Source organism: Nonomuraea mangrovi, from assembly GCF_042681425.1.
Lineage (GTDB): Bacteria > Actinomycetota > Actinomycetes > Streptosporangiales > Streptosporangiaceae > Nonomuraea > Nonomuraea mangrovi.
This window is the reverse complement of record NZ_JBHUFV010000051.1, coordinates 170,363-191,199: the sequence shown is the minus strand read 5'-3', so window position 1 is coordinate 191,199 and position 20,837 is coordinate 170,363. Positions and strand designations below refer to the sequence as shown.

Below are 20,837 nucleotides of genomic sequence, written 5' to 3'. Positions count from 1 at the left end.
CGGAGAACTCGAAGCGGCGATCAGAGGTCAGGGGCGCCAGCCGCCTTCGACTGACCGGCGGCACTGTTCGGGATTGTCGCCTGCGCTGATGAACCGAGCGGTCAGCGGCGGCACGCCATGGGCTAGCGACTGACGGGGTAGGGGGCCGGTGGCGACCAGGGATGCCAGTCCGTGTCCGGTGATCCAGCTCGATGTGCCCACCCGACACCTGGAGGCACTGGCACCAGGTGCGCGTCGTGTGCACCTTCATCGTCGGCGTCGAGCAGCACGGACCCCTGGTGGACGGGACCAGCGTGTCACAGGTCCTCTACCCCAAGAACACCCAGACCCTGACGAGTGACCGCACGGGCTCCGGGACCGCCATCTCGATCAACACGCTAAGCATCCATGTGATTACAATGCGTTGTGCCGTTCGAGTTCCGGATTCTGGGGCCCGTCGAGGTGGTGCGCGATGGACTTCCTCTGGCCGTCCCCGCGGCCAAGCTCAGGACCTTGCTCGCCGCCCTGCTCGTCGACGCCAACGACGTCGTCACCGTCGACACGCTGATCGACCGCCTGTGGGGCGCGAGGCCGCCCGACGGCGCCCGCAACACGCTGCAGAACTACGTGCTGCGCCTGCGCCGCCTGCTCGGCGCGGGCAAGGAGTGCCCCCTGGTGACGCGTCCTCTGGGGTATGTGATCGACGTCGACCCCGAGGCGCTGGATCTGCTCAGATTCGACGTCCTGGTACGGCGCGCCAGGATCGCCGCCACCGCCGATGAGGCCGACCATGCCGCCACACTGCTGCGGGAGGCGCTGCGGCTGTGGCGGGGAGAGGCGCTTGCGGACATCAGCTCGGCCGTCCTGTGCCGCGACGTCGCCCCCGCGCTGAACGAGCGGCGACTGGACGCGCTGGAGTTGCGGATCGAGACGGATCTCGCACTCGGCCTGCACCAGAGTCTGCTGACCGAACTGCACGAGCTGACCGCTGCCCACTCCCTGCGCGAGCGGTTCTGGGCCCAGCGCATGCTGGCTCTGTACCGGTCGGGACGGCAGAGCGAGAGTTTGCGCTGCTACCACACGATCAGGCGGCTGCTGGCTGCGGAGCTCGGCGTGGATCCGGGCGCTGAGCTGCGCGAGCTGCACCGGCAGCTGCTCGCAGGCGACCTCGCGACGGTCTGCCCGAGCCGCCCGCGGGCGCGCGGCAACCTGCCTGCTGAGGTGACCACGTTCGTCGGCCGGAAGCGGCAGCTGACCGAGGTCGGCAGGCTGCTCGCGACCAAACGGCTGATCACGCTGACCGGCGTGGGCGGCGTGGGCAAGACCAGGCTGGCGCTGCGGGCGGGGGCCGAGCTGTCCGGCGAGTTTCCGGACGGGGTCTGGCTGGCCGACCTGGCCGCGCTGTCGGAGCCGCGGCTGCTGGATCGGTTTGTGGCGCAGGCGCTCGGGATGCGCGACCAGTCGACGCGCCGTCCCACCGACATCCTGACCGAGTTTCTGCGGGATAAGCGGCTGCTGCTGGTGCTGGACAACTGCGAGCACGTGGCGACGGCGGTGGCGGCGCTGGTGGACGTGCTGCTGAAAGCCTGTCCGGGGTTGAGGGTGCTGACGACCAGCCGCCATCGGTTGAGCCTGGCCTGTGAGCACGTCCTGCTGGTCCCCTCGCTCGCCCTTCCTCCCGCACCCGCCTCCGATCTCTCCCCGACGCCCACCGGCCTTCCCCGTGCGCCCGCCGCCGAGGGAGACGCTCTCCGGCCGCTGACCGATTACGACGCCGTCGCGCTGCTGGTCGACCGCGCTGCCGCAGCGGCGCCCGAGTTCGCCGTCACGAGGGACAACGGGGAGCGCGTCGCGCAGCTGTGCAGGCGGCTGGACGGCATCCCGCTGGCCATCGAGCTGGCCGCCGTACGGCTGGGCACACTGTCCGTCGACGAGATCCTGGAGCGCCTCGGCGACAGGTTCAGGTTCCTGGCCACGCCCGCCATGACCACACCCCCCTACCACCAGACGCTCAACGACGTGATCGAATGGAGCTACGGGCTGTGCACCGAGCCCGAACGCCTGCTGTGGGAGCGGCTTTCGGTCTTCGCCGGCGGGTTCGATCTGGAGGCGGCAGAAGCCGTGTGCAGCGGTACCGGCATCGCTCGGACGGACGTCTGGGACCTGCTGGCCGGGCTGGTGCACAAGTCGGTGCTGCTGGCGCGCGCCCATGGGCGCCGCACCCGCTACCGGCTGCTGGAGACCCTGCGCCAGTACGGCAGGCAGCGGCTTGCCGAGGCCGGCATGGAGGAGCCGCTGCGCCGCCGCCACCGCGATCACTACCAGCGGATGGCCGCCGAGGCCGCGGACCGCTGGTGCGGCGAGCAGGAGATCGAATGGCTGTCCAGGCTCCGGCGTGAGCTGCCGAACTTCCAGGAGGCGCTGAACTTCTCGCTCGCCGATCCTGGCGAAGCCGTCCACGGGCTTGACATCGCCGTCAACCTCACCAGGACACGCGTCTGGTTCTTCGCGAAGATCATCGGTGAGGGGCGGCACTGGCTGAAACGGGCCTACGACGCGGTTCCCCCGCACCCGCCCTCCTACCGCGCCAGCGCCGCCGCTCTGCTGGCGTGGAGCGCGCTGGTCCAGGGTGACCGTTCGACGGCCGAGGCCTACATGCCCGCCGTCGAGCGGCACGCGGCGGATCCGGCCGTGTCAGCGATCACAGCCTACGTCGAGGGCAGCCACGCGCTGCTGGTGCACAGCGACCCGCACGCCATCCCGACGCTGGCGCGGGCCAGGGCCGCCTTCCATCACGCAGGCAGGTACGGCGACGCCCACATGGCCACCATGATGTGGGCGATGAGCTGCGCCGTTCTCGGCGACGTCGAGCAGGCCCGCACCGCCACCGGCGAGTATGTGGCTGAGGCGGAGACCAACGGCGCCGGATGGGCCTACTCGTGGGCTCTGTGGACGCTCGGCCTGGCCGAGCTCCGGCACGGCGACGTCGGCAGGTCGGCCGGGTTGTTCCGCGAGGCGCTGCGCAGGCAGTACGACATCGACGACTGCTGGGGCCCCACCTGGGCCATGGAGGCACTCGCCTGGTCCACCGCGGCGGCCGGGCACCACCACCAGGCGGCCGAGCTGCTGGGCGTCGCGCACCGGCTGCGGCAGGTCACCGGCGTCTCACTGACCGCGCTGCGGCCCTTCCACGACCTGCACACCGCCGCCGAGCAACGGACGCGGGCCGTCCTCGGTGAGGAGGCCTACACGGCGGGCTTCACGCGCGGAAGCCGGATCGAGGACATCCAACGGTTCGCCCTCACCGACGCGTGAGCTTACTCCCGGGCGACGGCGGGCGAACGACGGTCCCGATTGGACGGCCACCGGCGGTGGCCGTCCAGCTGGACCGCGAATACATCCGCGAAAGGACGCTGTGAGGCAGGCAGGCCACCGCCGCCAGGGGCGACTGCGGGGAACAGGCCATCACCCTCTGGGGTGTTGGTGACGCTGTCCGCTGTCGTTCGGGCCGGGGCGGGATCCACATCGGCGCTCAGCGCGGGCGACCATGGTGCCGAACAGGATCCGCCGGTCCAGAGCACCGTGGATCGACAGGGTCTCGGTCCGATCGAGCGCGCCTGTCACCTCGGTTTCCCGCCGACGGTCGTGAGCCAGTCCGCCAGGCTCGCGTAGGCAAGCGCGGCCCCGGTATCGGTGATGATCCCGTGTCCTTCGCCTGCCAGTTCAACCAGCGTGTAAGCGGGGTGATCGCCTGCGTCGGCGACGATCTGCGAGAGGGGGATGCGGTCGTCGGCTCGCCCGTGGATGGCAAGCAGCGGGATGCGTGCGAGACGCTCCTGACGCGGTTCAGGAAGCGGGAGTGCCTCGCGGAACGCCTTGACCGCCTGGTGCGACGACGCCTCCAAGCTCTTCGGGCTCAGGAAACCCGACAGCGAGACCAGGCCCGCGTACTGGCCACCCGCGGACACCACCCTTCCCGCCAGATACGCACCATAGCTCCAACCGGCCAGCACCACGGGGAGTCCGTCGGCGGCGGAGTCCACCAGGTTCACCACATCAAGCGCGTCGTCGACGCCGTGACGGCACGAGTTCGGCAAGAACCGGGACCCCAGGGAACTGCTGCGCGGATTGACCGCGACGACCTCCCAACCGAGGCGGCAGAGGAAGGCGACGAGCGGCGAATAGACGGGCCACACCGAGGAGTGCGGCCCGCCGTGCAGCATCATGATTCTGCCGATCGGGCTGCCCAGCGGCGTGTGCACGATCGCGCAGGCATCTTCGACGAAGGCGGTGCGCGCGGTGTACGGCTGGTCGGCCGGGCACGGGCAGTGGCGGTTCAGCTCCGCGACGAGCTTCGGCACGCTGTCCGCTGTGACGACAGACGAGGGGGTGTACGCGTCGCTCCACACGGCGACGGCCCGCCCCGGAGACACGGTCAGGTTCGAGAGGGCCCCCTCGGGAAGGGGCAGTCGTTCAGTGAGCTGGCGAGAGCGGAGGGACCAGCCCACCACCTCCTGTCGCGGCCAGGCCTCGTACAGGAGCCAGAGCGTCTCGTCCTCCCACGCCGGGTCTCCCATGGTCGGGGCCCGCCATCTCCCGATGACCTCGTCGCTCTTGGTGTCGCTGACCTCGCAGACACTCATCCCGGGATAGGAGCGCCGCGCACGGTAGGCGAACGGCGCGTCCGGGTGGAGGATCAGCGGCGGCCGAGGTTGCGCGGCCACGGCCGAGGCCGTCCAGCTCTGGCCGTCATAGGCGGACCCCGACAGGACGTTCCCCGAGATGGGATCGCCGTCCCATGCCTGCAGCGAGGCGCCGCCCTCGAGGTGATGGAGCCAGCTGCCGGCCCGCGTGTGTCGCCGCCATCCGCCGGGCGTGTGCTCGTAGAGCCAACGGCCGGAGTGACGGTCTCCGACGGCGAACAACCGTCCCTGGAAGACCGTCAGGCAGCGTTCCGCGCCCGAGAGCGCCCCCACCCGGGCCCGGTCGAAGTCGGGACCGAGCGAGGACGCGGCGTTGGGTGCGCGCTGTCCCAGGGACAGGATCATGGACACCTGGCCATGGGCGCGTGGGCGGCCGCGGCCAAGCCGGCGATCGCGGCCGCCAGCTCGTGGCGCAGTTCCTCCGAGGAGCCAGGCCGGTCCGTCGTGGCCACGATTCTCTCGACCGAGCCCACCGTGCCCGTGCCTCCGACGAAGGTCATGCCGACCGTTGCGATCGCCGCTTCGGTGATCAGCCCGCATCGCGCCGCGTTCGTCGTGATGTCGCGCCAGGTGCCGGGGTCGTCCGGGTCGATGGACAGCATCGTCGTCGCCCACCTCACCACCCCCGAGGTGTCGCCGACACCGCCGGCGGCTTTGAGGTGCGACTCCGCGACGATCTTCATGTTCTCGGCGCTGACGAGCCGGTTGTACCGGGAGCGCCTCCGGCTGATCCGTTCCAGCTCCAGGGCCGTCTCCAGCGAGCGTTCCATGGCGGCCGACTGGCCGTCCGTGTCTCCTACGCGCATCGCGACCAGCGCGGTGAGGCGGGAGGCGCGGCTCTGCAGCAGAAGGCGCAGGAAGCCGTCGAAGCAGGCCTCCGCCTCCGCGTATTCGCTCCACGTGGCGCTCACGTGTGCGGTCGCGCTGTCCATGTCTCCCTGCAGACGTACGGCCATCGCGCCGAGCTGGACGCGGGCCAGGACTCGCAGCATGGGTTCTTCGCACAGGTCAGCGATACGCTCGAAGACCTGGCGCGCCTGCGGGTTGTACATGCGGAGAAGGACTCTTCCCACCTCGTACAGGACTCGGCATCCAGGAACGGTCAGCAGATGGTCGGACCTCAACTGACGGACAAGAGAGACGGCGACCGCCTGCTCCGTCAGGCAGTTGAGGCAGGCGAGCACCTCCGCCTGCCTCGACAGGGCCAGGTCGTCGAAGGCGGCGATGTCGGCTCGCAGGGTCGAAAGCCCCGTGCTCGTCCCGCCGCGTGCTTCCTCGGGGCGCAGCCCGACGTCAGCGTCCGCGAGCCTGAGGGACCGTACGAGCGACGCCCGCAGCCCCGAGGGCATCAGGATGGACGACATCGGGACACCGCCGCCGAGATCTCCGGAGGCGAGGAGCGGCGCGTGCCGGACGTGCAGGGGGCCGCGCTCGCTCTCGCGTAGGGTGATCATCGTCTCCCAGACCCTGTGGACGACCGCTGGCGGCGGCGCCTCGACGATCGTGCCGACGGTGTCCGGGGCGCTCACCGTCTGAGCGTCCACTGGTCCCCCTGCTTGATCAGCAACCGGTTGCGAGCGTCCTCAACGCTCTCGACCGTCACCTTCACCGTGCGGTCGGCCAGCTCGAACTCGCCGCTCTCGCCTGGCTTGCGCTCGTCGATCCAGTCGTGGAAGTCGTCGAGGGAGTGCAACGCCATCCCCTCGACGGACCTGATGATGTCGTTGGGACGAATGCCGGCCTGCTCAGCGGGCGAGCCTTGGATGACGTCGTAGACCAGCAGCCCCAGGTCGGGTGCGCCGCCGACGAACTGCAGTCCGGCTAGCGCGTACGGAGTCGGCTTGCCCGGGCGCTCCTCGAGGTGGGCGGCCAGGTCGCCGACGCCTTGCCGCCAGTGACGCGAGTGACCGTCGAACTCGAAGAACCCGACGCCCTGTGTGGGAAATCCGGAGTGGATGAGCCACAGGTCGCATTCCGGCCCGACGTCCACCCCGAACATCGAGAACGAGGGTTGGATCTGCAGGGACAGGTGCGTGACGTCTCCCCCGAAGGGGAGGATCCAGTCGAGGGCCAGCAGACGGTTGGGGATCACTTTGCGGACCGTGCCGGTGAAGCGGAGGAACTTCTCGCCGCTGACCTTGCCGCGAGCCTCCCAGGTCAGGTGGAACGGCGCGCCCTCCTCCAGCGGCATGCTCGCGCTGGTCAGGCCGAGCCACCGTGTCAGCCCCTCCTCGGTGGTGAGCTCGCGCCAGATGACCTCTGGGGCCACCCGAATGTGTTGGATGAAGTCGATGGTGTTCTCTGTGCGCGGCCATGGGTGCAGATTCGCCATGTGAGCCTCCTCAGGGTTGTTTTGTTCGGCAGGTGGTCGTCTGGTAGGCGTGCCAGCCTTCCGGCCGGATGGCCGGCGGGCCGGTACCGGTCTGATGGCGGAATCCCGTCGTGCCGCCACCGGGCAACCGGCCTCGGATGATCCTGGGGCCAGTGATGGGTGACTGCGTCCGGACGCCGAGGGCCACCACGTCGCCTTCGGCGACCGCGATCCAGTCGGCGTCGGAGTCATCGAGACGGACCCAGCGCCGGGCGGCCGCGACGCATATCTCCGTCCGGCAGGCGCGGGCCGGCAGGTCGAGGCGCAGGCCGTACTCCAGGTGAAGGGTCCAGTCCATGGGGTGCCCGCCCGCGACCGCGTCATCGATGAAGGCGTCCGTCGAAGGCTCCAACTGGTCGGCTAGCGCGGCCCTGATGTTGGGGCATGCGCCGTACAGCTCGTGCCGGAGTATGCGCAGGGCTGAGAGCGCCAGGACACGCTCTCGCGAGTCCTGCAACGCCGTGATCCGGCCGGGGGTGGGGAATGTGGCCTGCGCGCTCATGCCGTGGCCGCCACGCCGCGCGCCCGTCGCAGGTCCGAGCGCCACTCGTCCAGGTCCTCCACGCGGTCTCGCTCCACGGTCAGCGTCGCGATGCGCCCGCCCTCGGTCCACGCCCGCTCCAGCAGCAGCCACGACTCCACGGAGACGGGCTGGTCGTGGGAGTCGATGATGAATGAGGGATCCAGGTCGGACGGGCGGTATCCGCTGATGTGGCAGTGGGCGATCTCCATGCCGGCGGTCAGCCATTCCGCAGCGGCGTCACCGCCGTTGCGCTCGGCGACGATCGCGTTCGACAGGTCGAGGAGGGGCCGGACTTCGATGGCGCGCGCCATTTCAGCGAAGAAGGCGGCTTGCCCCTTGCCCGACGAGGAGCATGACGGGAAGTTCTCCAGCAGGAGGTCGTACCCGATGAGGTCGCGCCACTGCTCGATCGCGGTGATGAGCGGCCGGGGCCGGTCGTAGTCAACCTCCACCATGTCGGGCAAGAACTGGCTGTCGACCATGTGCAAGCCGAGGTGGTCGGATACGTAGACGGGTTGGATGGCCGCGAGAACGCGGCGCATCCTGCCGGCCAGCTCGGATAGTTCGTCCTGGGTGCGGTGCAGGAACCGTGACGACATGATGTGGATCCCCGTGGGCCGACCGTCCATCTTGCGCGCGAGCAGATCGGGATCCACTCTCAGGAAGTTGTCGAGCATCAGCTCGAAGTAGTCGACCAATCCCTCGGCCCAGTAGGCCTCCGCGTGGTCGAATCCTCGTGGCGAGGTGACGTTGACACCGATGATCACTTCTGCTCCTTGGACATCGACAGGACGTATCTGCGCGCGGTCCGACGCAACGCGCCGTCACTCAGCAGCCAGAGGCTCAGCGTCACCAACAGCAGCACGCCGGCCAGCAGGAAGGGCCTGGCCCCCGCCACGGCAACGACGGGCGCCATGATCAGCGGGCCGACCGGCATCAGGCCGCGGATGAGCATGCGGTACGCGCCGACAGCTGTGGCCTTGGCCTCCGGCTCGAAACTGGCCTCCAGGTAGGACATGCGCGCAATTCGGGCCATCCCCTGGGGGAGGTAGAAGAGCACGATCCCCGCCAGAAGGCCGGACGTCGTCTGGGACAGCGCCAAGATCACCAAACCGACGGATCGCAGGGCCGGCTCCAGGACGACGGAAACCAGGAGCCGGCGCCCATGGCGGGCGTACGTCCCCAGGATCGAGCCCACGAGTGTGGCGGCGATGCCTGCCGAACCGGCCCAGGCGATGCGGTCGAGCGGCAGGCCGCGTTCGACCACCAGGAGCGGGATGGCGAAGAGGACAGCGACAGCGAGAAAGTTCATGATCGCCAGGGCCAGCGCCGGTGATCGGATCAAGGGCGCGCGAAGCACCATGCCCAGCCCCATGGACCGCGATAGGCGCGCGGGCCTCTGGCTCGGGCCCTCTCCTGCGGTCGCCTTCAGCCGCCAGGCGATCGGGATCATGAGGGCGAGCCCTGCACCGAAGCTGAGGGCATCGAAGAGGATCAGAGTACGGTGACCCCATGCCCCGACGAGGATGCTCGCCAGGACGGGTCCGACCGCGAGGCCGGCGCTCATCAGCGTGCTCGTCCAGCTCAATACCCGGGCGACGAGCGCTGGTCTGCCCGGCGGCACGAGTTGGGACACGCGTGCCTGCCAGATGACGGCGATCGCCAGGCCCAGCACACCCAGAGCGAATGCGGCGACATAGGCTGCGATCGCCGCGTACTCCGACGTCCATGACGCCCACAGGGCAAAGCAGCAGGCGGCGGAGCCGGCGAAGGAGCCGAGCAGGACGTGGTGGTTACGCGCGCGGTGGCGGTCCAGCCAGCCGCCGACGAGGCCCCCGAACGATGGCGGCAGGGCGATGAGAAAGCCGAGCAACCCGATGGAAAGCGGATGATCTCCATTTACGGCTTGCACGAGAAAGACGTAGTGCAGCAGCTCGTCGCCAACCACCGAAATCGTCAGCGCCGCCGAGCCGAAAGCGATGTACGGCGGAAAGGCACGCAGCATCGATTTTCCTCCGGGTGCGCAAGATAAGGGGAAAGGAAAGCCCGGGCCGCGGTGCGGCCCGGGCATCACCTCAACCGGTACGGCGAGCCTTTACCGATTCAGTAGTGCCTCATGCAGATGACGACGTTGAACTCGTCCTCGACGACTTCCTCGGTGATGATGACGGCGTCCATGGCGATTACCTCCATTGGTTGTCGCCGGGCGCCCGGCACGTGCTCTTGCGTTCCGGCGGACCCGACTTCCGACAGGGAAGACATTGCCATGGACGTTGCGCCGAGTCACCATCTTTCGACTGGCATCAACCTGCGGGCAACATGCTGCCAGGAACACGGCACTGAGCTGCCAGGACCATTCCTGCCACTACCGGTGCGGCGATTCACTCGACACAACGTGTAGTGTTCACGCGAAAGATCCGCGACAACCATCACGAGGTGAAGGAAATGCCCTTCCACTACGCGCACGAACTCATCGCGCCCTGCTCGCGGTTCACCGACGGGTTTTCCTGGGGATGGTGCCGGCGTGCATTTAGTGCTGATCAATCTGACATCTGAGGGCGTGTATCCCATGACGCCTCCGATTCAGCAGATGACGGACGCGTTCTGGGCGCACTCCCGCGCCGACGACCTCCTCGGGCACGTCTCCGTCAATGCCGGCGGCAGCGTGCTCGGCATCGCGATGTACCTGTCCCATCCGGATTGGCGAGGGGCACGTACGGCTGCCGTCACCGTATGCAACCGGGTATTCGAGCACTGCCCGATGCTGTCACCGTGGACCCTCGACTGAAGGAGCCCTCATGACCCATGCGTACTCCGTCCGGCCCGGGGTGGTGTGGATGGACGGCGAGCGCTACCGTCGCTTGCTGCGGGATCATCCGGCCGGCGTGGTGATCGTGAGCTTCCAGCACGGCGGGCGGCCGCACGGATTCACCGCGACGTCGTTCACCTCCCTCTCCCTCGACCCGCCCCTCGCGGCAGTCGCCGTACGGGAGGGCAGCGCGTCGAGCAAGGCGCTTGCCGCGGCCCCGAGCTTCGCCGTCAACTTCCTGGCCGCAGGGCAGGAGCGGCTGGCGCGGACCTTCGCGTCGTCCGTCACCGACCGGTTCTCCCCGCCCACGCTCGCCCGGCGCCTGGCCAACGGCGATCCGGTCATCCTCGGCACTCGCGGATGGCTGTCGTGCGCGACGCACGACAGGATCGCCGTGGGGGATCACTTGCTCGTCATCGGCGTCACCCTGGACGGCGAGCAGAACGACCTGCGGCCTCTGCTCTACGGCGGCCGCCGGTATCAGACGATGGCACCTCTCGATCCGGGACCGGCGGGGTGAGCCACCGTCACAGCCACTTGTTCTGGGTCGCGCGAACCCCGGCCTCAAAGCGGCTGCGGGCGTTCAGCTTGACCATAAGGGCGGCGGCAAGCCGGCGCACCGAGCGCAGCGAGATGCCCAGTGCCCGCCCCGCCGCCTCGTCCGTCATCCCGTTGGACAGCAGCCGTAACAGCTCGCGCTCCTGCGTCGTCAGCCCATCGGCGTCGAGCCTGTGCTCGCCCCACGGCGTGGCCGTGTCCCACAGCAGCTCGAACAGCACCCGAGCCACCGCGACCGCGCCAGGGCTGCTCAGCGACATAGCGCCGCGCCGGCTCTCCTTGACGTCGATCGGCACGAGGGCCACCTTCTCATCGACGATGACGAGCGGCAGGGGCAACGTCGGCAACGTCCTGTTCTCGCCACCGCGCGAGGCCAGCCACTCCACGTAGGCGCGCGTGGCAGTGTCGTTGCGGCAGCTGCTCTGGTAAATGGTCCGCAGGCTTATCCCTCGATCGAGGGCGCCCTTGTCGAGCGGGCGGCTGGACTCCAGCGCGTCCGAGCTCTGCGGCCCGCCGGGAAGCAGGGACCAGCAACTCTCGCGCACGGACGCTGCGAGCTCCCGCAGCCGGGCCCTGACCGCCACAAGACTGTCGAGACGCTCGGACTCGCCGGCCTCCTTGTGGGACAGCTCGCTGGCCAAGGTGTTGATCGCCGCCCTGGCGGCGTCGAGCTCACGCTGCCGGTTGATCAGATCCGTCTCGCGTTGAAGAAGGAGCGAGCGCAGCGCTATGCCGGGGTCGACGACCTTGATCGGCCCAGCCTCCGACTTGCATGTGACCAGATGCAGCTCCGCCAAGTGATCGAGGTCGGCCCTTACCCGAGCCTCGGGCAGGCCGAGATGGTTGGCCAACTGGGCCACTCCCCAGGCCGGACGCTCACAAATCGTCCGGTAGATCACTTCGCTGGTGGCGTTGAGCCCGATGACTTCAAACAATACGGCCTAACCTCCGCTCATGTCGGGCGACGTCGCCGCGCCCTCATCCGAAAGTCGCAACCTGTTGCCAGCCCTGGCTCAGGTACTTGCTGTGGTTCTTCTTCTCGCAGTCATGGGGAAGAGCCAGTCGGGATCGGCGTGCGCCGGCAGCCCGCTCAGCGGCGCCGCTCCAGCCGCCGAGACGCCAGTGACTCTCAGGCGTGCGTTCATACGGATCTCCTTTGCCCGTGTCGGGTTCACATGGCGGCGGACGATCACTCGGACCGCAGCGGCGTCCGCCGTCACCCCGATACGGTGCGGCACGGCGCTCACTTCTCGTTCGCCGCCCGGTCACGCGCGGCGTCATCGCTCCGGACCGACCCAAGCGAACCGTCGGCACCCTTGACGGTGCCGATCGGGGCGTGGCTGAAGAGTCGTGCTGCCGGGAGATGTCGCCTATTTCGCGCGAGCGATTCCTTTCCGGCGAGGCGGTGGTCTGCATAGGTGAGGGCCCGAGGACGGAAGGGGGAGCACCATGACCGCCGGACGTTGCGCTCCCTACCGGTCGGCACCGCCACCGCAGTCGACTATGTCGCCCAGCAGGATGCGGACAAATCCGCCGACCAAGTGATCGAGGACGACATGACGCTGGCCGGTCCCCGCTAGAAGGACCCCATCGTGCGGCTGCGGCGCGCATCCGTGCACTCCTCGGCCCGGGCCCAGGCCGCAGCCACCACCCGGGCCAAGCAACTCGACCGCGCTCGCGACGACCTGCGGCGATGGGACCGACCTCCAACTCCGTCTCCTGACTCTCCTCGATATCGATCCTCGAGACCTCCGCGGACGATCACTCACGTGCGGAAGACAGGGCTGGCGCGAGGCCGGCCCCGCCACGTTCTCAGCGTGTGGGCACGGTGACCGCGTTCATGATCAGCGGGAGGAACAGCCGCTCGAGCCGCCCCGCAGGCAACACGTCGGGCTCGACGTAACTCTGCGCCCTGGCCCCGTCGATCACCGCGATGACCAGGCGGGCGAGCTCGTCGAGCGGCACCGTCGCCGTGACGCCGACGGCGGCGAACAGTTCGCCCAGCAGGCCCGCCAGCGCCTCGCGCACCCGCGCCTCGTGCGCGGCCAGCGCTCGGGCGGCGTCGGAGTGGCGGATGGCGTACAGGTTGAACTCCGCCGACACCAGGTGCCAGCGCCGCTCGTCCTCTGAGGTCTCCACGGCGGCCTCGACCACGCGGGTGAAGGCGTCGTCGCCGCTCGGCGGATCGATCCGGCGCAACCGGTCGAGCACGCGCTGCCCCTGCAGGTCGAACAGGGCGAGGAAGAGCTCGTCCTTACTCGCGAAGTTCGAGTAGAAGGCCCCTCGGGTGAAGCCCGCCTGGGTGCAGATGTCCTCGATCGAGGTGCTCTGGAACCCACGCTCAGCGAACACGGTGAAAGCCGCTTCGAGCAGCCTGGCCCTGGTCTGCGGGCGGCGTTTTGTCGGTCCTCGCGGCACTCGTCACTCCCTCTTCGCTGTTGACAGGCTCGCGCCTCTGCGTAAATGATACAGGAACGTATCCGATACACGGATGTATCCGTTTGAAGGGGAACGTATGAGCAACGACGAAAGACTTCAGCGCAAGCGCGAGCTCGCCGCCGCCTTCCGGATCTTCGGCAGTTTCGGCTTCTCCGAAGGAGTCGCGGGCCACATCACCGCCCGCGACCCCGAGAACCCGTCGACCTTCTGGGTCAACCCGTTCGGGATGAGCTTCTCGAGGATCAAGGTCTCCGACCTGATCCTGGTGAACCACGAGGGCACCGTGCTGGCCGGCGACGGCCCGGTGAACAGGGCCGCCTTCGCCATCCACTCCCAGGTGCACGCCGCACGCCCCGACGTCATGGCGGCCGCCCACGCGCACTCCCTGTACGGCAAGGCCTTCGCCGGCCTCGGCGTACAGCTCGATCCGATCACCCAGGACGCCTGCGCGTTCTTCGAGGACCACCACCTCTACGCCGAGTACGGCGGGGTGGCCCACGACCTCGAAGAGGGCAAGCGCATCGCGGTGGCCCTGGGCGCGGCCAAGGCGGCCATCCTGCAGAACCACGGCCTGCTCACCGTCGGGCGGTCGGTGGCCGAGGCCGCCTGGTGGTTCGTCACCTTGGAACGTTCCTGTCAGGCGCAACTGCTGGCGATGGCGGCCGGGACGCCGAAGCACATCGACAGGGCGACAGCACTGGACGTGCGCGAGCAACTCGGCACCCCGATGGCCGGGTGGTTCCAGTTCCAGCCGCTGTGGGACCAGGTCCAGGCCACCGACCCAGACCTCTTCGACTGATGGAGGACCCAGGAATGAACGCGCGAGCGAGCTTCCACGCGATGACCGACTCGACCGCCGCTGACTACGAGATCATCGTGAGCGAGACGATCGAGCACATGGCGGGCCTGCCCGAGCGGATCCTGGCCCACCTGCGCTTGCTCTCCGGCGACCACGGCGGCTTCGCCGTAGACCGGCTGACCCACTGCCTCCAGGCCGCCACCCGCGCCCAGCGCGCCGGCAAGGACGACGAATACGTGCTCTGCGCGCTGATCCATGACATCGGCGACACGCTCGGCTCGTTCAACCACGCCGACGTCGCCGCGGCCGTGCTCAAGCCGTTCGTCAGCGAGCGCAACCACTGGATGGTCGCCAACCACGACGTCTTCCAGGGCCGCTACTTCTTCCACCACCTCGGCCTCGACCCCGAGTTGCGGGAGAGGTTCAGAGGGCACGAGCACTTCGAGCACACCGTGGAGTTCTGCCATGAGTTCGACCAGACCTCCTTCGACCCCGGCTACGACACGCTGCCTCTCGAGCACTTCGCCCCGCTCGTGCGCGAGCTGATGAATCAGCCCAGACGCAGCCTCTATCTGGGGTCGGGATGAGCGCGCAGGTCCTGACCACGCTGCTGCCGATCGCGGTGGTGATGTTCGGGCTCGGCCTGACGCTCACGCCGCGGGACTTCCTGAGGGTGGTCGAGGCGCCGAGGGCGGTGGCCGTCGCACTCGCCGTCCAGGTGCTGGTCCTTCCGGCGCTCTGCTTCGCCCTTGTCGTCGCCTTCGACCTGGCCCCGGCACTGGCGGTCGGCATGATGCTGCTGGCCGCCTCGCCGGGCGGTACGGTCGCCAACCTGTTCAGCCATCTGGCCAGCGGGAACGTCGCGCTGAACGTCACCCTGACCGCGATCAACTCGGTCCTGGCCGTCGTCACCATGCCGCTCGTCGTCAACCTCGCCGTCGGCCACTTCCTGGGCGGACATCCGAGCCTGGGCCTCCAGCCGGGTGAGACGCTGCAGGTCTTCGCGTTCGTGCTGGTGCCTGTGGCGATCGGGATGGCGCTACGGCGTCGCGCTCCCGGCTTCGCCGAGCTCATGAAGCGGCCGGTGAAGGTGGCCTCGGCCGTCCTCCTGGTGGTGTTCGTCGTGGTCGCGCTGGCGGCCAACCACCGGATGCTGCTCGGCCACTTCGTCACGGTCGGCCCGGTGGCGCTCCTGCTCAGCGTGGCCGGCCTGGCCCTCGGCTACTGGGCGCCGCGGCTGGCGCGGATCGGTCACGCCGAGGCCGTCGCATCGGCGTTCGAGATCGGGCTGCACAACGTCACGATCGCCCTCGCCGTCGCGGTCACCCTGCTGCCCGATCCGGACATCGTGATCCCGGCCGCGATCTACGGGGTGGTGATGTACGTGCCTGCGCTGGTCTGCTACCGATTGCTCGCACGCCGTGGCGGCGGGTCCGGCGGACGGCGGGCCGGGCCGCTTGCCGTAAACGCTAGGAGAGCTCTTCGAAGAGCGTCAGTCGAAGTCCGACGGGACCCTCCAGGTGGGAGCTCAGCGAGTTCCCCGGCGTGCGCGTCGGCTCGGCGATCAGCGTGGCGCCCGCGCCGGTGAGCTCACCTGTGACGGCGGCCGAGTCGTCCACCTCGAAGGCCACCCGGATGCGGCCGGCGCCCCTGCGCCCGACCTCCACCTCGTCGATACTCGACTCCCCTGCCCGGTGTTCACCCGGGCGTCGTCCCTGCTTGCTCAAGTCTGCCCCGCACACGACCCACGCCCCGCGGACAGGGTGGCCGTATATTCTTCGTGATCTATCTCTGACACGGCTCCGCGACGCGCTTCGCGGCCGTGTCGCCGTTCCTTTCCCAGCATGACCTTTCAGAGGGAAGATCAGCATGTCCGAACACTCGACCTTCGTCTTCGTCCATGGCTCGGGAAGCAACTCTTTCCTGTGGACGCCGCTGATGCGCGAGCTCGCGCTGCTCGGGCACCGCACGCTCGCCGTGGACCTGCCCGGCCACGGTTTCGGCGCCCAGTACCCCGCCTCCTACCAGGCGCCCCAGGACCTGAACGCGCTGGCTACCGAGCCCTCCACGCTCGCGTCGGTCACGCTCGCCGACAACGTGAACCACGTCGTCGACATCGTACGGCGGGTGGCTGAGCACGGTCCGGTAATCCTGGTGGGTGCCAGCCTCGGCGGCCTCACGATCAGCGGCGTCGGCAACATGGTGCCCGAGCTGATCGGCCGGATCGTCTACATCTCGGCTTGGTGCTGCGTGGAGCTCCCGAGCCTGGCGGCCTACGTGCAGACGCCGGAGTTCAGCGAGCAGATGACCGTGGCCGTGCCGCCAGTCGGTGACCCGGTCGCGCTCGGCGCGGTCCGCGTCAACTGGCGTACGGCGGACGCCGGCTTCCTCGCCGACGCCAAGCACCTGTTCATGGCCGACGCCACGGACGATGAGTTTCGCGTCTTTCTCAACACCCTGCAGCCCGACTCGTCGATGGCGGTGCTCACCGCCGACGCACGGGTGGACGCGGCGACCTGGGGCACGATCCCGCGCAGCTACATCCGGCTGACCAAGGACCGCACGACCCCGGTGGTCTTCCAGGACCGGATGATCGCCGAAGCCGACGCCCTGACTCCGGACAATCCGTTCGACGTGCACAGCGTCGAGTCGAGCCATGCCGGGTTCGTCCTTAGATCGGCCGAGGTCGCGAAGATCCTCGCCGGTCTCGCCTGATTCAGAATGTGCTGGGCCGAGATGCCAAGGACGCCTGGGACAGGTCGGTCTTGGCCGTCGCCCGGGTGACGTGCCCGAAGCTAGTCGAGGCCCCTGACCGCGGAGAGAGTGTCGAGCGTGGCCAAGGCCGCGGTCACACTAGGGCGTGCATCGGTGCCCGAGCGGATGGCTGCTTCGATGACACGTCCCGCCCCTGGCAGGGGCAGTATCGCCGTTCCCGCGGGCCGGTCCCCGCAGAGCATCCTTGGCAGGATCATCACCCCGAGCCCGGTCGAGACCAGGGACAACGCCGCGCGAAGGTCGCGAAAGCTGTGCTCGATCACGGGGGTGAACCCGGCGCTGCGGCAGGTGTGCAGCAAGACCTGGCGACACCGGCTCGGCTCCGGGCTGGCGATCCAGGCAAATTCCCGAACACCGGCGGGTCCCTGCTGTTCGACCGCTGAGCGCAGTCGTTCGGGTACGGCCAGCACCAGGGGATCGTCGAACAGGTGGCGGATCGTCACGCCAGCGGGCAGGGGGATGCCCAACTGGTTGTATCGGTAGATCACCGCCAGGTCGAGGTCACGTCGTTTGAGGAGGGGAAGGCTTTCCTCGGGTTCGGCTTCGATGATGCGGGGACGTAGCCGCGGGTATCGCTCGTGCAGTGCGGCGGCGAGTGGGATCGCGATGTGATTCAGCGCGCTCGGGAAACAGCCGATGACGAAGTCGCCGCTGATCTGATCATCCAGCGCCCGGACGGTGCTGTGGGCGCGTTCCAGCGCGGCCAGCACATGCTCGCACTCGGCGGCCAGAGCGACGCCGGCAGCGGTGAGCCTGACCGTGCGGCCTTCCCTGATCAGCAGCTCAGCTCCCGCTTCGGCTTCCAGCGCCCGCAGCTGCTGGGATACCGCCGACGGCGTGACCCTGTGGATGCCGGCCACGGCGGTGACGGTGCCGTATTCGGCCAGATCCCGCAGCAGCACCAGCCGGTTCACATCAAGCATAAGTACATCTTAAAAGCATTGAAAATATAGGTAGCTGGACTTGGCAAAGACAGGCCGGTCATAGTTGGCCTGGCGGTCGGGTCTCGGGTACGCCACCGCCCGGTTGGGCCTGGCAGTGCCGGACACGGGTCTCTGGCGCAGGAGACCAGGCGCGCCACGTCGGCCGCTAAGGAAGGAATGTCATCGTGCACCACCCAGCATCAGAAGCCTTCGACACGCAAAGGCGACGGACCCGGAGAATCGGCACGTGCGTTGTCCATGCTCTCTGTGACGGAGCCGGCACATTCTTCGAGCCGCTCTCGTCGGCTTTCCCTGACGCCGGCGCCACCGACCTGGCCTCGGCCGCAGCGCTCGATCCGGATGCGTTTCTCCCTGACGATCGCTGGCGATTGCACTTTCACGCGTTCCTGATACGTCCCCGTGAGGGCGGCGCCATCCTCATCGACGCCGGGATCGGTCCTGCGAACGCGCCCGCGGCGGCCTGGGCGCCGACACCTGGGCGGATGCCCGAGAACCTGACGTCATGGGGAGTGGCCCCCGACGACGTGGACGTGGTGCTGCTCACACACCTGCATTCCGACCATGTTGGTTGGTCGGTGGTCGAAGGCCGGCCCTATTTCCCCAACGCCCGTTACGTGGTTCCCAAGGCCGACCATGACGCTGTGGAAAAACTCAACCAGCGCGTACGTGAGGCGATCCTGACGCCATTGGCCGCAACGGGGCAGCTCGATCTGGTCGAGGAGAGCGTACGGCTCGGCCCCGGAGTCACCACCGTGCCAACGCCCGGTCATACGCCCGGCCACACCTCGGCCCTCCTGCAATCGGGCAACGACGCGGTCCTGTTCTCGGGCGATGCCGTACTGAACGCACTGCAATTGGTCGCACCGCGAGTGGCCTACCTCTTCGATGACGCCCCTGAGGCCGCCCGCGCCGCCCGCCTCGCCCTTCTCGAGCAGGCGCGCTTGCGTGGCGCATGGCTCGCCACCTCGCATCTGACGGATCCGTTCGTCCGGGTGTGATTCTCGTACATGAGCAAAGATCAGCAGGAAGGAGATGAGATGGTGAGCACGTCTGAAGCGCGCGTCCTGGATGCCATTGACGACGCCGAGGTTGTGAACCTGTTGGCCGAGGCCGTGCGGATCCCGAGCATCACGGGGACCGCCGCCGAGTCCGAGCTCCAGCACTGGTGCGCCCGCCTGCTCACCGAGGCCGGCCTCGACGTCGACCTCTGGAAACTCGACCTCGCCGCGCTGAAGAGCATGGACGGTTTCCCCGGAACCGAGGCGCCACGCGTCGAAGGGTACGGCGTGGTCGGCGTCACCGAGGGAGAGGGACGGCCCGCCCTCATCCTGCAGGGACACGTCGACGTGGTCCCCACAGGCGATCTGGCCCAGTGGGAAGGGGGCGCCCCCTTCACGCCGAGGTTCACCGGAGACACGCTCCACGGCCGGGGCACGTGTGACATGAAGGCAGGCCTGATCGCGAACCTTGCCGTGGTCCGTGCGTTGAAAAGATCGGGGGTACGGCTGGCCCGCCCCATGGCCGTGCACTGCGTGGTGGGCGAGGAGGACGGGGGCCTCGGTGCGTTCGCCACCCTGGCCAGGGGCCACACCGGCGAGGCCGCGGTCATCACCGAGCCCACCAGCGGCAAGGTGATCATCGCCAACGCGGGGGCGTTGACCTTCCGCGTCGAGATCGCCGGCCGGGCAGCGCATGGTGCCACCCGGCAGGAAGGCGTCAGCGCCGTCGAGATGTTCTGGCCCGTCTTCGAAGCGATCAGGAAGCTGGAAGCCAGGCGGAACATCAGGCCGCCTGCCGTCTTCGACCGCAACGCCCTGCCCTATCCGATCGAGATCGGCACCGTACGCGCCGGAGATTGGCCCAGTAGCGTGCCGGATCTGCTGGTGGCCGAGGGCCGGATCGGAGTGCAGTTGGATGAGGACCCCGCCGACGCCCGCGCCGCGTTCGAGGAGGCGGTCCAGACAATCGACCATCCATGGCTCCGGGCGAACCCGCCCGCCGTCTCTTGGCCAGGCGGCCAGTTCGCGAGCGGAAGCCTGGCGGCGGATCATCCGCTGCTCGACGAGATCACCAGGGCGGTGGTCGACACCACCGGGGGCACGCCCGCGGCGGGGGCCGCGCCGTACGGAAGCGACCTGCGGCTGTACACGGCGGGAGGGATTCCGTCGTTGCACTATGGACCAGGCGACGTGCGGTTCGCGCACGCGCCCAGGGAGCAGGTCGACCTGCGGGAGTTGAGGGAGACCACCCGCGCTCTCGCGGTGCTCGCCGTGCGACGCTGTGGGGAGCGCTGAACGGTCGGGACGCGAGACCGCCGACCGCGGCGGCGCGCCACCATCGACCTGGACGCCCATCCCGGTCACCTGCCCTGCCGGGGCAACTGTGACCATCCGCTCCAGCGGCACGCCGCCACAGTTATGTCGAGCGGCACGTGCAGCGCGCCGTCCTTCTGGTGAACGAGCCGGCCGTCGACCGGGGGAACGCGCCGTCTCCGTGATCGAAGGTCTCAATCAGCTCCTGGTACGGCATGCGGCCGTCTCCAACCTGCACGGCCATCCGGACGAGCCCCGTCCTGGCCTTCCATCGCGCGGACGTGAAGCTGGTCGACGCCTGGACCGCGGACGCCCTTGCGTGCGACGTCCACAGGACCGCCACCCGAACCGCGGTCGCCGCCCACGTGGTCGTCGATCCGTTCGAGGTCCAGCTCCAGCACTTCGGTAAGAAGAGGGCGCGGAGGACGCCCATGACTCCAGCTCGGCTGACGGCGAAGGTCGCGGGCTCGATTCCGAACAGGTCCGTGGCGCGGGTCCGTACAGGGCGACCCGCGCCCACAAAACTGTAATGCGTTCTACTCTGGAACCTACACTTGTACTGGCGGGTAACAAATTTCTAGAACTCGTTCTCATTAGGCACGGCGACGACTGCCGGTGGGCGTGA

18 protein-coding genes are annotated in these 20,837 nt (G+C 68.6%); 9 read left to right on the top strand and 9 right to left on the bottom strand.

The genetic code is table 11. The features are described from left to right. Positions 1-405 precede the first annotated feature (405 nt). The gene (locus ACFSKW_RS35105; RefSeq protein ID WP_379577243.1) at positions 406-3,294 is read left to right on the top strand and encodes an AfsR/SARP family transcriptional regulator; all 2,889 of its coding nucleotides are present in this window, start codon (positions 406-408) and stop codon (positions 3,292-3,294) included. A 305-nt stretch (positions 3,295-3,599) separates the two neighbouring features. Here the strand turns inward: ACFSKW_RS35105 and ACFSKW_RS35100 are convergent, their stop codons facing one another. The 6 genes from ACFSKW_RS35100 to ACFSKW_RS35075 are packed head-to-tail and all read right to left on the bottom strand — an operon-like array spanning position 3,600 to position 9,581. After that, on the bottom strand, positions 3,600-5,027 hold the full coding sequence (locus ACFSKW_RS35100; RefSeq protein WP_379577242.1) for an alpha/beta hydrolase family protein: 1,428 nt from the start codon (positions 5,025-5,027) through the stop codon (positions 3,600-3,602). Beyond that, positions 5,024-6,211, bottom strand: coding sequence for a hypothetical protein (locus ACFSKW_RS35095; RefSeq protein WP_379577240.1), 1,188 nt, complete (start codon positions 6,209-6,211; stop codon positions 5,024-5,026). The genes ACFSKW_RS35100 and ACFSKW_RS35095 overlap by 4 nt, the downstream gene beginning before the upstream one ends. Further along, on the bottom strand, positions 6,208-7,014 hold the full coding sequence (locus ACFSKW_RS35090; protein ID WP_379577238.1) for a PDZ domain-containing protein: 807 nt from the start codon (positions 7,012-7,014) through the stop codon (positions 6,208-6,210). The genes ACFSKW_RS35095 and ACFSKW_RS35090 overlap by 4 nt, the downstream gene beginning before the upstream one ends. A 10-nt stretch (positions 7,015-7,024) precedes the next feature. Continuing rightward, positions 7,025-7,555: a hypothetical protein gene (locus ACFSKW_RS35085; protein WP_379577236.1), complete on the bottom strand. Its 531-nt coding sequence runs from the start codon at positions 7,553-7,555 to the stop codon at positions 7,025-7,027. Then, positions 7,552-8,343, bottom strand: coding sequence for a multinuclear nonheme iron-dependent oxidase (locus tag ACFSKW_RS35080; RefSeq protein WP_379577234.1), 792 nt, complete (start codon positions 8,341-8,343; stop codon positions 7,552-7,554). The genes ACFSKW_RS35085 and ACFSKW_RS35080 overlap by 4 nt, the downstream gene beginning before the upstream one ends. Continuing rightward, positions 8,340-9,581, bottom strand: coding sequence for an MFS transporter (locus ACFSKW_RS35075; protein ID WP_379577232.1), 1,242 nt, complete (start codon positions 9,579-9,581; stop codon positions 8,340-8,342). Before ACFSKW_RS35075 ends, ACFSKW_RS35080 begins: the two co-directional genes overlap by 4 nt. 585 nt (positions 9,582-10,166) lie before the next feature. Here ACFSKW_RS35075 and ACFSKW_RS35070 point away from each other — a divergent pair. Continuing rightward, entirely contained in the window at positions 10,167-10,364 is a 198-nt protein-coding gene (locus tag ACFSKW_RS35070) for a hypothetical protein (protein WP_379577230.1), read from the top strand. 10 nt (positions 10,365-10,374) lie between these two features. Next, a complete protein-coding gene (locus ACFSKW_RS35065) occupies positions 10,375-10,905 on the top strand; it encodes a flavin reductase family protein (protein WP_379577229.1) in 531 nt (176 codons plus the stop codon). A 7-nt stretch (positions 10,906-10,912) separates the two neighbouring features. Here ACFSKW_RS35065 and ACFSKW_RS35060 read toward each other — a convergent pair whose 3' ends face one another. Together ACFSKW_RS35060 and ACFSKW_RS35055 are read right to left on the bottom strand one after the other, a co-directional pair. Further along, positions 10,913-11,878, bottom strand: coding sequence for a LuxR C-terminal-related transcriptional regulator (locus ACFSKW_RS35060; protein ID WP_379577227.1), 966 nt, complete (start codon positions 11,876-11,878; stop codon positions 10,913-10,915). A gap of 877 nt (positions 11,879-12,755) precedes the next feature. Then, positions 12,756-13,361 carry a TetR/AcrR family transcriptional regulator gene (locus tag ACFSKW_RS35055; RefSeq protein WP_379577225.1) on the bottom strand — a complete coding sequence of 202 codons (606 nt, stop codon included), beginning with the start codon at positions 13,359-13,361 and terminating at the stop codon, positions 12,756-12,758. A gap of 97 nt (positions 13,362-13,458) precedes the next feature. Between ACFSKW_RS35055 and ACFSKW_RS35050 the strand changes: the two genes are divergently transcribed. The 4 genes from ACFSKW_RS35050 (at position 13,459) to ACFSKW_RS35035 (ending at position 16,896) form a co-directional block, all read left to right on the top strand. Next, complete coding sequence (locus ACFSKW_RS35050) at positions 13,459-14,181, top strand: class II aldolase/adducin family protein (protein ID WP_379577224.1); 723 nt, start codon at positions 13,459-13,461, stop codon at positions 14,179-14,181. 14 nt (positions 14,182-14,195) lie between these two features. Next, on the top strand, positions 14,196-14,768 hold the full coding sequence (locus ACFSKW_RS35045; RefSeq protein WP_379577222.1) for an HD domain-containing protein: 573 nt from the start codon (positions 14,196-14,198) through the stop codon (positions 14,766-14,768). Beyond that, entirely contained in the window at positions 14,765-15,769 is a 1,005-nt protein-coding gene (locus ACFSKW_RS35040) for a bile acid:sodium symporter family protein (RefSeq protein WP_379577220.1), read from the top strand. Before ACFSKW_RS35045 ends, ACFSKW_RS35040 begins: the two co-directional genes overlap by 4 nt. Before the next feature lie 281 nt (positions 15,770-16,050). After that, on the top strand, positions 16,051-16,896 hold the full coding sequence (locus ACFSKW_RS35035; RefSeq protein ID WP_379577218.1) for an alpha/beta hydrolase: 846 nt from the start codon (positions 16,051-16,053) through the stop codon (positions 16,894-16,896). Positions 16,897-16,976: 80 nt separating this feature from the next. Here ACFSKW_RS35035 and ACFSKW_RS35030 read toward each other — a convergent pair whose 3' ends face one another. Further along, on the bottom strand, positions 16,977-17,870 hold the full coding sequence (locus ACFSKW_RS35030) for a LysR family transcriptional regulator (protein ID WP_379577216.1): 894 nt from the start codon (positions 17,868-17,870) through the stop codon (positions 16,977-16,979). Between the two features lie 194 nt (positions 17,871-18,064). Here ACFSKW_RS35030 and ACFSKW_RS35025 point away from each other — a divergent pair, with 194 nt between their 5' ends. Together ACFSKW_RS35025 and ACFSKW_RS35020 are read left to right on the top strand one after the other, a co-directional pair. After that, a complete protein-coding gene (locus tag ACFSKW_RS35025; RefSeq protein ID WP_379577214.1) occupies positions 18,065-18,898 on the top strand; it encodes an MBL fold metallo-hydrolase in 834 nt (277 codons plus the stop codon). A gap of 39 nt (positions 18,899-18,937) precedes the next feature. After that, positions 18,938-20,194 carry an ArgE/DapE family deacylase gene (locus ACFSKW_RS35020; protein WP_379577212.1) on the top strand — a complete coding sequence of 419 codons (1,257 nt, stop codon included), beginning with the start codon at positions 18,938-18,940 and terminating at the stop codon, positions 20,192-20,194. The last annotated feature ends 643 nt before the right edge of the window (positions 20,195-20,837 follow it).

What these genes read in the sequence shown, in the direction of transcription:
- ACFSKW_RS35075 (WP_379577232.1), bottom strand. Translation starts at nt 9,581, where the DNA reads ATGCTGCGTGCCTTTCCGCCGTACATCGCTTTCGGCTCGGCGGCGCTG.
- ACFSKW_RS35035 (WP_379577218.1), top strand. Translation starts at nt 16,051, where the DNA reads ATGTCCGAACACTCGACCTTCGTCTTCGTCCATGGCTCGGGAAGCAAC.
- ACFSKW_RS35085 (WP_379577236.1), bottom strand. Translation starts at nt 7,555, where the DNA reads ATGAGCGCGCAGGCCACATTCCCCACCCCCGGCCGGATCACGGCGTTG.
- ACFSKW_RS35020 (WP_379577212.1), top strand. Translation starts at nt 18,938, where the DNA reads ATGGTGAGCACGTCTGAAGCGCGCGTCCTGGATGCCATTGACGACGCC.
- ACFSKW_RS35065 (WP_379577229.1), top strand. Translation starts at nt 10,375, where the DNA reads ATGACCCATGCGTACTCCGTCCGGCCCGGGGTGGTGTGGATGGACGGC.
- ACFSKW_RS35100 (WP_379577242.1), bottom strand. Translation starts at nt 5,027, where the DNA reads ATGATCCTGTCCCTGGGACAGCGCGCACCCAACGCCGCGTCCTCGCTC.
- ACFSKW_RS35050 (WP_379577224.1), top strand. Translation starts at nt 13,459, where the DNA reads ATGAGCAACGACGAAAGACTTCAGCGCAAGCGCGAGCTCGCCGCCGCC.
- ACFSKW_RS35040 (WP_379577220.1), top strand. Translation starts at nt 14,765, where the DNA reads ATGAGCGCGCAGGTCCTGACCACGCTGCTGCCGATCGCGGTGGTGATG.
- ACFSKW_RS35090 (WP_379577238.1), bottom strand. Translation starts at nt 7,014, where the DNA reads ATGGCGAATCTGCACCCATGGCCGCGCACAGAGAACACCATCGACTTC.
- ACFSKW_RS35070 (WP_379577230.1), top strand. Translation starts at nt 10,167, where the DNA reads ATGACGGACGCGTTCTGGGCGCACTCCCGCGCCGACGACCTCCTCGGG.
- ACFSKW_RS35045 (WP_379577222.1), top strand. Translation starts at nt 14,196, where the DNA reads ATGAACGCGCGAGCGAGCTTCCACGCGATGACCGACTCGACCGCCGCT.